We start from the raw sequence: 11,784 nt of genomic DNA on the forward strand, positions 1-11,784 counted from the left end.
CCAGTTCGTCACGGACCACTACCTCGTCGAGAAGGACCTGACGAACTACTGGGGCTACAACACGATCGGCTTCTTCGCCCCGCACGACGCCTACACCTCCCAGCCCGGTCGCCAGGTGCAGGAGTTCAAGGGCATGGTCCGCGCGCTCCACGCCGCGGGCATCGAGGTCATCCTCGACGTCGTCTACAACCACACCGCGGAGGGCAACCACCTCGGGCCGACGCTGTCGATGCGCGGCATCGACAACCAGGCCTACTACCGCCTCGTCGAGGACGACGAGCAGCACTACATGGACTACACCGGCACCGGGAACTCGCTGAACGTGCGCCACCCCACGCCGCTGCAGCTCATCATGGACTCGCTGCGCTACTGGGTCACCGAGATGCACGTCGACGGGTTCCGCTTCGACCTGGCGGCCACGCTGGCGCGCGAGTTCTACGACGTCGACAAGCTGGCCACCTTCTTCGAGCTGGTGCAGCAGGACCCGGTGGTCAGCCAGGTGAAGCTGATCGCCGAGCCGTGGGACGTGGGACCCGGCGGCTACCAGGTGGGCAACTTCCCGCCGCTGTGGACGGAGTGGAACGGCCTCTACCGCGACACGGTGCGCGACTTCTGGCGCGGCGAGCCGTCGACGCTGGGCGAGTTCGCGTCGCGGATCAGCGGCTCGTCCGACCTCTACCAGGACAACGGCCGGCGCCCGTACGCGTCGATCAACTTCGTGACGGCCCACGACGGCTACACGCTGAACGACCTGGTGTCGTACGAGCAGAAGCACAACGAGGCCAACGGCGAGGACGGTCGCGACGGCGCCGACGACAACCGGTCGTGGAACTGCGGCGTGGAGGGTCCGACCGACGACCCGGAGATCCTCGAGCTGCGCCGCCGGCAGCGTCGCAACTTCCTGGCCACCATGCTGCTCTCGCAGGGTGTGCCGATGGTGCTGCACGGCGACGAGCTGGGCCGCAGCCAGGGCGGCAACAACAACGTCTACTGCCAGGACAACGAGGTCGCGTGGGTCGACTGGGACCTCGACGAGCACGAGCACTCGCTGCTCGGGTTCACGTCGGCCCTCGCCGCCTTCCGCACGGCCCACCCGGTGTTCCGGCGCCGCCGGTTCTTCCAGGGCAAGCCGATCCGCAAGGGCGACGAGCTGCGCGACATCGCCTGGTTCACGCCGGCCGGCGAGGAGATGACCGAGCAGAACTGGGACGACGGCTTCGGCCGCTCGATCGCGGTGTTCCTCAACGGCCGGGCGATCGCCGACCGCGACGAGCGGGGCGAGCGCGTCGTCGACGACTCCTTCCTGATGGCGTTCAACGCCCACCACGAGGGCATCGAGTTCACCGTGCCGGACGGCGAGTACGCCAGCACGTGGGCGGTCGTGGTCGACACCGCGAGCGGCACGGTCACCGAGCCGGGCGACGAGCTGGTCGAGGGCGGCGCGACGATCGAGCTCGAGGGCCGCTCGCTGGTGGTGCTGCAGCGGGTCGAGTCGTGAGCACGCCCACGTCGACGTACCGGCTGCAGCTGCGGCCGGGCTTCGGGTTCGCGGAGGCCGAGGCGCTCGTGCCGTACCTGCGCGACCTCGGCGTCGGCGCGGTGTACGTGTCGCCGGTGCTCGACGCGACACCCGGGTCGACGCACGGCTACGACGTCACCGACCCCACGCGGGCACGACCCGAGCTGGGTGGGCCCGACGGCTGGGACTCCCTCACGGACGCCGTGCGCGACGCCGGGATGGGGCTCGTGATCGACGTGGTGCCGAACCACATGTCGGTCGAGGTGCCGCGGGCGAACCCGTGGTGGTGGTCGGTGCTCGCCGAGGGAGAGCGCTCGCCGTGGGCCGGGCACTTCGACGTCGACTGGTCGCGCGGCCGGGTGCTGGTGCCCGTCCTCGGCGACGACGCCGAGGTCGCGGAGCTGGCGGTGGACGGCGACGAGCTCACGTACTACGACCACCGGTTCCCCATCGACGCCGCGACGCTGGCCGACCCGGGGTTCGCGTCGCTGACGCCGCAGCAGGTGCACGACCGGCAGCACTACGAGCTCGTCGGATGGCGCCGCGGGGCGTCCGAGCTGAACTACCGGCGGTTCTTCGACATCACGACGCTGGCCGCCGTGCGGGTCGAGGACCCGACCGTCTTCGACGACGCACACCGCGAGGTGCTGCGCTGGGTGACCGACGGCCGGGTCACCGGGCTGCGCATCGACCACCCGGACGGGCTGTCCGACCCCGGTGGCTACCTGCGGCGCCTGCACGAGGCCGCGCCCGACGCGTGGCTCGTCGTCGAGAAGATCCTGCACCCCGGCGAGGACCTGCCCGCGAGCTGGCCCGCCGACGGGACCACCGGGTACGACGCCATGCGCGAGGTCGAGGGCGTGCTGCTCGACCCCGCAGGCGAGGCTCCCTGGCAGGCGCTGTCGGAGCGGCTCGGAGCGCCGTCGGAGTACGCCGCCGTCGAGGAGGACGCACGGCGCATGGTGACGCAGAAGGTGCTCGTGGCCGAGGTCCGTCGCATCGCCGGCCTGCTGCGCGACGTGCCCGAGGACGCCGCGCGCACGGCCGTCGCGGAGACGATGGTGGCCTTCGGCGTCTACCGGTCCTACCTGCCCGAGGGCGAGGACGACTGGGCCCAGGCGATCGACACGGCGCGCAGCCGTCGGCCCGACGTCGACGAGGCCCTGTCCGCGCTCGACGCGCAGGTCCGCGCGGACCCGCAGGGCGAGCTCGCCACCCGCATCCAGCAGACGTCCGGCATGGTCGTGGCCAAGGGCACCGAGGACACGACCTTCTACCGGTTCACGCGCTTCGCCGCGCTCAACGAGGTGGGCGGCTCCCCCGACGTGTGGGGTGTCGACGTCGAGGGCTTCCACGCGCTCGCCGCTGCCAGGGAGGCCGACCACCCGTCCGCCATGACAGCGCTCACCACCCACGACACGAAGCGCTCGGAGGACACCCGCGCCAGGATGCTGGTGCTGGCCGAGCTCGGCGACGAGGCGACGTCGGCGATCGAGGGCTGGTCGGCCCGCTGCGGGCTCGACGAGCCGGCGCTCGACCTGCTGGCCTGGCAGACCCTGCTCGGGGCCTGGCCGATCAGCGACGAGCGACTGACCGACTACCTGCTCAAGGCGGCGCGGGAGTCCAAGATCCGCACCACCTGGACCGAGACGGACGAGGCCTTCGAGGAGTCGATCCGTGCCTGGCCCGCCCGCGTGCGGGCCCAGGTCGGCGACGAGGTGCAGGCGCTCGTCGACCGCATCGAGGCCCCAGGCCGGACGGTCTCGCTGAGCCAGAAGCTGCTGCAGCTGGCGGGTCCGGGTGTCCCTGACGTCTACCAGGGCACCGAGGGCTGGGACCTCTCCCTCGTCGACCCCGACAACCGTCGCCCGGTCGACCACGAGGCCTTCCGCGCGGTGCTCCGCCGGCTCGACGACGGCTGGTTGCCGGAGGTCGACGCGTCGGGGGCGGTGAAGACGTCGCTCGTGCGTCGGGTGCTGACGCTCCGCCGCGACCGGCCGGAGCTGTTCCGCGGCTACGTCGCGGTGGCCGCCCGGGGTCCTGCCGCCGACCACGCACTCGCCTTCGGTCGCAGCGACGACCTGGTCGCCGTGGTCACCCGCCTGCCCGTGGGCCTCGAGGCGCGCGGCGGCTGGGCCGACACGACCCTCCCGCTGGCCGAGGGGACGTGGACCGACGCGCTCACCGGTGCCGTGCTAGAGGGCGGCGACGTCGCGCTGGCCGACCTGCTGCGGACCTACCCCGTCGCCCTGCTCACCCGACAGACCTGACGGCCACTGGCGAGCAGCACCAGCGCCGCACCCGGGCCCTCGGCCCCGGCCCCGTCCGAGTCGCGCAGTGGGGCACCGGAACTAGGCTCGAGGCATGGAGTTCAGGTACCTCGGGAACAGCGGCCTCAAGGTCAGCGAGATCATCTACGGCAACTGGCTGACCCACGGGTCCCAGGTCGAGAACGACGCGGCGACGGCATGCGTCCGCGCGGCGCTCGACGCCGGCATCACGACGTTCGACACCGCCGACGTCTACGCCAACGGCAAGGCCGAGTCGGTGCTCGGCGAGGCGCTGAAGGGCGAGCGTCGCGCATCGCTGGAGATCCTCACGAAGGTCTACTGGCCCACCGGCCCCGGCGGACCGAACGACACCGGCCTGTCGCGCAAGCACATCATGGAGTCCATCGACGGCTCGCTGCAGCGGCTGCAGACCGACTACGTCGACCTCTACCAGGCGCACCGCTACGACCACGAGACGCCGCTCGAGGAGACGATGCAGGCCTTCGCCGACGTCGTGCGCGCCGGCAAGGCGCACTACATCGGCGTCAGCGAGTGGACCGCCGACCAGCTCCGCGCCGGGCACGCCCTGGCGCAGGACCTCGGCATCCAGCTGATCTCGAGCCAGCCCCAGTACTCGATGCTGTGGCGCGTCATCGAGGGCGAGGTCGTGCCCGCGAGCCGTGAGCTCGGTGTCTCGCAGATCGTCTGGTCGCCCATCGCGCAGGGCGTGCTCAGCGGCAAGTACGAGCCCGGTGCCGACCTGCCCGAGGGCAGCCGCGCCACGGACGAGAAGGGCGGCGCCGACATGATCAAGCGCTTCCTGACCGACGAGACGCTCACGGCCGTCCAGAAGCTGCGGCCCGTCGCCGACGACCTCGGCATCACCATGGCCCAGCTGGCCATCGCCTGGGTGCTGGCCAACGACAACGTCGCCGGCGCCATCGTCGGTGCCTCCCGCCCAGAGCAGGTGGAGTCCAACGCGGCCGCCAGCGGCGTCACCCTGGACGCCGACGTCCTCGCGAAGGTCGACGAGGCGCTCGGCGGCATCCCGACCACCGACCCCGGCCAGACGAAGTCCCCGCCCTCCCGGGTGGTCTGAGCGTGACCGTCACCGTCTGGGCGCCCGACCACGAGAGCGTCCGGGTCCGCATCGACGGCGTCGACCACCCGATGGAGGCGTGGGAGCCCGGCGAGCTGCGCTCGGGCTGGTGGTGGCTCGACACCGAGCTGGCCCCCGGGTCGGACTACGCGTTCCTGCTCGGTGACGACGAGACCCCGCTGCCCGACCCGCGGTCGTCGTGGCAGCCCCAGGGCGTGCACGCGGCCTCACGTGTCTACGACCACGCCGCCTTCGACTGGAGCGACGGCGCCTGGTCGGGCCGGGCGCTTGAGGGGTCGGTCGTCTACGAGCTCCACGTCGGCACGTTCACGCCCGAGCGCACCTTCGACGCGGCGGTCGAGCGGCTCGACCACCTCGTCGACCTCGGCGTGGACCTCGTGGAGGTGCTGCCGGTCAACAGCTTCGACGGCCCGCACGGCTGGGGCTACGACGGCGTGCTCTGGGGCGCGGTGCACGAGCCCTACGGCGGCCCCGACGGCTTCAAGCGGTTCGTCGACGCGTGCCACGCGCGCGGCCTCGGCGTGGTGCTCGACGTCGTCTACAACCACCTGGGCCCGTCCGGCGCCTACCTCGACCGCTTCGGCCCCTACTTCGCCGGCCAGAACGACTGGGGACCCGGCCTGAACCTCGACGCCGAGGGCTCCGACGAGGTGCGCCGCTACGTGCTCGACAACGCGATGGCGTGGTTCGAGCACTTCCACGTCGACGGCCTGCGCCTCGACGCCGTGCACGCGCTGGCGGACACCCGCGCGCTGCCGATCCTGGAGGAGCTGTCCGCCGAGACCGAGCGGATGTCCGTGGCGCTCGGTCGACCGCTGTCGCTGATCGCCGAGTCCGACCTCAACGACCCCCGCATGGTCACGCCCCGCGCCCACGGAGGCCTCGGCATGGACGCGCAGTGGTGCGACGACGTGCACCACGCGCTGCACGTGGCCCTCACCGGCGAGACCGACGGCTACTACGCCGACTTCGCGACGCCCGGCGCGCTCGCGAAGGTGCTGCGCGGCGCCTTCTTCCACGACGGCACCTGGTCGTCGTTCCGCGGGCGCAGCCACGGGCGGCCCGTCGACGTCGAGACGGTGCCCGGCTCGGCGTTCGTGACCTACCTGCAGGACCACGACCAGATCGGCAACCGCGCACAGGGCGACCGGATCTCGGCCACCGTCCCGCCCGACCTGGTGGCGTGCGGCGCCGCCCTGGTGCTGCTGGGCCCGTTCACGCCGATGCTCTTCATGGGCGAGGAGTGGGCCGCGAGCACCCCGTGGCAGTTCTTCGCCTCCTTCCCCGACCCCGAGCTCGCCGACGCCGTGCGCACCGGACGTCGACGCGAGTTCGGCCGGCACGGCTGGGGCGAGTCCGAGGTGCCCGACCCGATGGACCACGCCACCGTCGAGCGCTCGACGCTGCGCTGGGACGAGCTCGACGACCCCGCCCACCGCGCGGTCCTCGACACCTACCGCTCGCTCGTCGCCCTGCGGCGGGAGCACCCCGAGCTGCGCGACCCGTCCCTGGCCGACCTCGTCGTCGAGGTCTCCGACGACGACCGTCACGTCGTCATGCACCGTGGCCCGTTCCGCGTCGAGGTCGACCTGGACGCCGCGCGCGCCGTGGTGCTGCGCGACGGCGACGTCGTCTGGGCGTCGACGGGCGGACCCACGGCGTCCGACGCACACTGAGGCATGAGCGACAACGGCAAGAGCGACATCCCCAGCGAGGACCCGCGCGACTCCGCGGAGCCCACGGACGACCCGAAGCACCAGAAGCAGGACCACGAGACCGAGGGCGACGTCGATGACCCCGACGCCCCCGCCCCGTTCTCGGGCCCCTACTCCTGAGGGACCGCCGAGGTGCACCAAGCGTGGTCCGACGCGGCCACCTCCCGGCTCCTCGCCGCGGGGTACGAGGCGCTGGACGCCGGTGACGACTGGCCGGTCGGGACGCGCGTCCTGCGCCGTCGCGACCGCAGGGTCGGCTGGTTCCTGTCCCGTCTGCACACCGTCGTGGTCCTCCTCCCCGTGGACCACGCGACGACCGGCCACGTCGACCGTCTGACCGAGACCACGGCCGGCCGGGCCGGGTCGCTCTCGGGCCGGGCCCGCCGACGGTCCGGCAACGGGATCGCGGTGCTCCCCGTCCTCGTGTGCGGCGCCGCCGACGAGCAGGCACGCGACGAGGCGGCGGCACCACCCCGCCGACGGTGGGCCGTCGTCGCGCTGCCGATGCTCGTCGAGCCCGACACGGGCCGGCACGCCGCCCACCGGGGGAACATCACGTGGGGTGGGGTGTTCCAGACGTTCCTCGCCGAGCAGCAGCGCCTCGTGCTCGGTGATCCGCGCGCCGAGGTGCTCGGGAGCAGCGGGCACGGCCGAGCCGGGCGCGCCGCGCTCCTGGCCCTCCTGGGCGTGGCCGGTGTCCTGTTCCTGGCCGCGGTCCTGCTGCTGCTCCTCTGACCGCGCTCACGCCACCGTGAAGGCGTGCAGACCGAGATCGTCGGCAAGCCGCTCGCAGGCCAGCACGCCGCGCACGCTGTTGCCGCGCTCGTTGAGCGGCGGGCTGTAGACACCGATGCCGAGGTGCCGCGGAGCGGCCGCCACCACACCGCCCGCGACTCCGGACTTGGCCGGCATGCCCACGCGGTGCATCCACCGGCCCGACCCGTCGTACATGCCGCACGTGGCCATGACGCTCAGCGTGCTGCGGACCACCTCCACCGGGAGCACCCGGTCACCCGTCACCGGGTTCCGACCGCCGAAGGCGAGCGTCGCTCCCATGACGGCGAGGGTCTCGGCGCTCACCGACACCGCACACACGCGGGCGTAGACCTCGATCGCGTCCTCGACGTCCACGTGCAGCGTCCCGGCGGAGTGCATGAGGTACCCGAGGGCACGGTTCCGGTCGCCGCTCAGGTGTTCCGAGCGGCTCACCTGCTCGTCGACCACGAGCGGCCGGCCCGCCAGTGCGGAGAGCCCCGCGAGGATCCGTCCCGCGCGGTCCTGCGGCCCGTCACCCGCCACCAGGCTCGCCGTCAGCAAGGCACCCGCGTTCACCATCGGGTTCGGCGGCCGACCGGTGTCGCTCTCGAGGCGCACGGCGTCGAAGGCCTCGCCCGTGGGCTCCACCCCGATCTCCTCGAGGTGGGTCGCCCCTGCGTCGACCAGCGCCAAGGCGTAGACGAACGGCTTGACCGCGGACTGGATCGGGAAGGTCACGTCCGTGTCGCCGACCTGGCGCACGTCGCCCGACCGGTCGCACACGGCCAGCCCGAACAGGCCGCTGTCGGCGTCGGCGTGCTCGGGCACGCTCCGGTCGACCTCGCCGTCGTGCGACTCCGCGACGGAGGCGTGCAGCTGGTCGAGGTCGAAGGTCCGGATCCGCTCGTCGATGTCCACCCCCCGTGGGTACCCGGGAACGGCCGGGCGACCCCGAGACGCCTGACACACTGGGCGCCATGACGACGCACCCTCCGCAGGGCCTGCACGTGCTCGCCGGACGACCGTTCCCGCTGGGCGCCCACCCCGAGGCCGGCGGCGTCAGGTTCGCGATCGCCAGCAGCGTGGCCGAGCGGGTCGAGCTGTGCCTCGTCGACGACGACGGCACCGAGCGGCGCATCGAGCTGACCGAGCGGACGTTCGGCGTCTGGCACGGGCTCGTGCCGGGCGTGCTGCCCGGCCAGACCTACGGCTACCGCGTGCACGGCCCCTACGAGCCGAAGACCGGGATGCGCTGCAACCCGCACAAGATCCTGCTCGACCCCTACGCCCGCCGCATCCGCGGCTCGCTCACCGACATGGCGGCCGCGCTCGGCTACGCCGACGGCCCCGACGGTCCGGACGGTCCCGAGCCGTCCACCGTCGACTCCCTGGGCCACGTGCCGCTGGCCGTCGTCACGAGCCCCGGCGGGCCCGACACCGGCACGAAGCCGGAGGTGCCGTTCGAGGAGACCGTAGTGCTCGAGCTGCACGTCAAGGGGTTCACGCAGCAGCACCCCGACGTGCCCGAGCCCCTGCGCGGCACCTACCTGGGCCTGGCGCACCCGGCCGTCGTCGAGCACCTCCTGCGGCTCGGGATCACCGCCGTCGAGCTGCTGCCCGTGCAGGCCTTCACCGACGAGCCCTCGCTCGTGGCCGCCGGCCGGCACAACTACTGGGGGTACTCACCCCTCGGCTACTTCGCACCGCATCCCGGGTACGCGAGCGAGCCCGGACGTGAGGTCGAGGAGTTCCGCACGATGGTCGCGGCCCTGCACGCCGCCGGCATCGAGGTCATCGTCGACGTCGTCTACAACCACACCTGCGAGGGCGGCCCCGACGGACCGACCCTCAGCCTCCGCGGGCTGGAGGCACCGGCGTACTACCTGCACGACGACGACGGGAACATGGCCGACATCACCGGCTGCGGCAACACGCTGGACGCCGGATCCCCCGAGGTCGTGCGCCTCGTGACGGACTCGCTGCGCTACTGGACGACCGAGCTCGGCGTCGACGGGTTCCGCTTCGACCTCGCCTCCACGATGGGCCGTCCCGGTGGCGGCGCCTTCGACCGCGACAGCACGCTCCTGACCGCGATCACCNACCGCGTGGGCGCGTTCGGCGCCCAGTGGGCGGAGTGGAACGGCATCTACCGCGACACGGTCCGCGACTTCTGGCGCGGCGCCGCCGGCGGCGTCGACGACCTGGCCTACCGGCTGTCCGGCTCGTCGGACCTCTACGACCACACGCTGCGCCGACCCTGGCAGTCGATCAACTTCGTCACCGCGCACGACGGCTTCACGCTGCGTGACCTGGTCTCCTACGACCACAAGCACAACGAGGCCAACGGCGAGGACAACCGCGACGGCACCGACGACAACCGCTCCTGGAACCACGGCGTGGAGGGCGCGACCGACGACCCGGAGATCACGTCGCTGCGTGCCCGCCAGGCCCGCAACCTGCTGGCGACGCTGCTGCTCTCGACCGGTACGCCCATGTTCGTGGCCGGCGACGAGCGCTGGCGCACCCAGGGCGGCAACAACAACGCCTACTGCCTCGACGACCCGACGTCGTGGGTCGACTGGACCGTGACCCCCGAGAGCGACGCGATGCTGACGTTCGCCCGTCGGGTCGTGCACCTGCGCGCGAAGAGTCCTGCCCTGCGCCAGGCCGAGTTCTTCGACGGCCGCACCACGCCCACCGGCCGGCCCGACCTGATCTGGCTGCGGCCCGACGGCCAGGAGATGACCGAGCCGGACTGGCAGGACCCGGAGCGCCGGACGCTCGGCATGTGGATCGACGGGTCGAACAGCCAGTCCCGCACCCGCGAGGGCGAGCTGCTCACCGACCACTCGTGGCTCCTGCTGCTGCACGCCGGCGCCGAGCCGCTCGAGGTCGTGCTCCCGGGGCAGGAGTTCGGTGCCACGTTCGAGCCGACGCTCGACACCACGTCGGCCGACGGCAGCCCGGCCTCGATCCACGCCTTCGCGGCCGGCAGCCGCACCACGCTGGCGGCGCGTTCCCTGCTGCTGCTCAAGGCTCCCCGGCACGACTGACGGGCCCGCGACCGGGGACCGGTCCCGCGGGAATCGCGCCCGTCCACGTTCACCGCTACGTTCGAAGGGACACCGAACGCAGCGATCGACGGGAGTGACTCGCATGACGGACCGGCTCGGCATCGATGACGTGCGGCCCCTCTCGGGCGACGGCACCTACCCCTCCAAGGCGGTGGTGGGCGAGCACGTGCCCGTGCAGGCCACGGTCTGGCGCGAGGGCCACGACGCCGTGGGAGCCACCGTCGCGTGGCGCGGCCCTGGCGACCGCGCCGAGCGCACCGTGCGCATGCAGGAGCAGGGCACCGGCCTGGACCTCTTCGCCGCCACGATCGTCCCCGACTCCGAGGGGCTGTGGACGTTCCGCGTCGATGCGTGGAGCGACCCGTGGGCCACCACCGCGCACGCCCTCGACGCCAAGCTGGCCGCCGGGCAGACCCCCGCCGAGCTCGCCAACGACCTCGAGCTGGCCGCACGTCTGCTCGAGCAGGTCGCGGACCGCAAGGACCGTCGCGCCGAGCACAAGGCGCTGCTGGGCGCGGCGTCGGCCCTGCGCGACGACACCCTGCCGCTCGGCGCACGGGTCGGGCCCGCTCTCGGTGACGACGTCCGCCGCACGATGCAGGAGCACCCCGTCCGCGACCTCGTCACCCAGGGGCCCGAGCGGCACGTCTGGGTCGACCGGCAGCGCGCCGCGTTCGGCTCCTGGTACGAGTTCTTCCCCCGCTCCACCGGTGGCGTCGACGCCCAGGGCACCCCCGTGCACGGCACGTTCGCCACGGCCACGAAGGAGCTCGACCGCGTCGCCGCGATGAAGTTCGACGTGGTCTACCTGCCCCCGATCCACCCGATCGGCCGCGACAACCGCAAGGGACCCAACAACACGCTCACGCCCGGCCCCGACGACGTCGGCTCGCCGTGGGCCATCGGCGCGGCCGAGGGCGGTCACGACGCCATCCACCCCGCGCTGGGCACCGAGGAGGACTTCGCCGCGTTCGTGGAGCGCGCCCGCGAGCTGGACCTCGAGGTCGCGCTCGACCTCGCCCTGCAGGCGGCGCCCGACCACCCCTGGGTGGCCGAGCACCCCGAGTTCTTCACGACGCTGCCCGACGGCACGATCGCCTACGCCGAGAACCCGCCCAAGAAGTACCAGGACATCTACCCGCTCAACTTCGACCTCGACCGCGACGCCATCTACGCCGAGATGCTGCGCGTCACCCTGCACTGGGTCGAGCGGGGGGTGCGCATCTTCCGCGTCGACAACCCGCACACCAAGCCGCCGGACTTCTGGGCGTGGCTGATCGCGTCGGTCAAGGCCGACCACCCCGACGTGCTGTTCCTTGCCGAGGCCTTC

9 protein-coding genes and 1 pseudogene are annotated in these 11,784 nt (G+C 72.6%); 9 read left to right on the forward strand and 1 reads right to left on the reverse strand.

The window, feature by feature from the left end; genetic code table 11:
- The 6 genes from glgX to ASF38_RS08435 all read left to right on the forward strand — a co-directional run.
- Positions 1 to 1,498: glycogen debranching protein GlgX (glgX, locus tag ASF38_RS08415; RefSeq protein ID WP_235497531.1), on the forward strand; the 1,498-nt coding region annotated here is incomplete at its 5' end.
- Complete coding sequence (gene treY / locus ASF38_RS08420) at positions 1,495 to 3,789, forward strand: malto-oligosyltrehalose synthase (protein ID WP_056575127.1); 2,295 nt, start codon at positions 1,495 to 1,497, stop codon at positions 3,787 to 3,789. The genes glgX and treY, both read left to right, overlap by 4 nt.
- Positions 3,790 to 3,883: 94 nt before the next feature.
- Positions 3,884 to 4,888: an aldo/keto reductase family protein gene (locus ASF38_RS08425; RefSeq protein WP_056575128.1), complete on the forward strand. Its 1,005-nt coding sequence runs from the start codon at positions 3,884 to 3,886 to the stop codon at positions 4,886 to 4,888.
- A 2-nt stretch (positions 4,889 to 4,890) separates the two neighbouring features.
- Positions 4,891 to 6,585: a malto-oligosyltrehalose trehalohydrolase gene (gene treZ / locus ASF38_RS08430; protein ID WP_056575129.1), complete on the forward strand. Its 1,695-nt coding sequence runs from the start codon at positions 4,891 to 4,893 to the stop codon at positions 6,583 to 6,585.
- Between the two features lie 3 nt (positions 6,586 to 6,588).
- Entirely contained in the window at positions 6,589 to 6,744 is a 156-nt protein-coding gene (locus ASF38_RS17490; protein ID WP_156364729.1) for a hypothetical protein, read from the forward strand.
- Between the two features lie 12 nt (positions 6,745 to 6,756).
- Positions 6,757 to 7,359: a hypothetical protein gene (locus ASF38_RS08435; RefSeq protein ID WP_056575130.1), complete on the forward strand. Its 603-nt coding sequence runs from the start codon at positions 6,757 to 6,759 to the stop codon at positions 7,357 to 7,359.
- Between the two features lie 6 nt (positions 7,360 to 7,365).
- On the opposite strand, the gene glsA is transcribed toward ASF38_RS08435, so the two are convergent.
- The gene (gene glsA, locus ASF38_RS08440; protein WP_055961757.1) at positions 7,366 to 8,298 is read right to left on the reverse strand and encodes a glutaminase A; all 933 of its coding nucleotides are present in this window, start codon (positions 8,296 to 8,298) and stop codon (positions 7,366 to 7,368) included.
- 59 nt (positions 8,299 to 8,357) lie between these two features.
- Here glsA and ASF38_RS19220 point away from each other — a divergent pair.
- The 3 genes and pseudogenes from ASF38_RS19220 to ASF38_RS08450 form a co-directional block, all read left to right on the forward strand.
- A partial coding sequence (locus ASF38_RS19220) for an alpha-amylase family glycosyl hydrolase (protein WP_255353822.1) occupies positions 8,358 to 9,479 on the forward strand: 1,122 nt, incomplete at its 3' end.
- 1 nt (position 9,480) lies between these two features.
- Positions 9,481 to 10,433, forward strand: a pseudogene (locus tag ASF38_RS19720) (glycogen debranching enzyme GlgX); the annotation flags it as partial.
- Positions 10,434 to 10,536: 103 nt separating this feature from the next.
- Positions 10,537 to 11,784, forward strand: a 1,248-nt coding sequence (locus tag ASF38_RS08450) for a maltotransferase domain-containing protein (RefSeq protein WP_235497533.1), incomplete at its 3' end; no start/stop codon positions are given.

Origin of the sequence: Aeromicrobium sp. Leaf272 (assembly GCF_001422865.1) — a bacterium.
Lineage (GTDB): Bacteria > Actinomycetota > Actinomycetes > Propionibacteriales > Nocardioidaceae > Aeromicrobium.

What these genes read in the sequence shown, in the direction of transcription:
- ASF38_RS08425 (WP_056575128.1), top strand. Translation starts at nt 3,884, where the DNA reads ATGGAGTTCAGGTACCTCGGGAACAGCGGCCTCAAGGTCAGCGAGATC.
- ASF38_RS17490 (WP_156364729.1), top strand. Translation starts at nt 6,589, where the DNA reads ATGAGCGACAACGGCAAGAGCGACATCCCCAGCGAGGACCCGCGCGAC.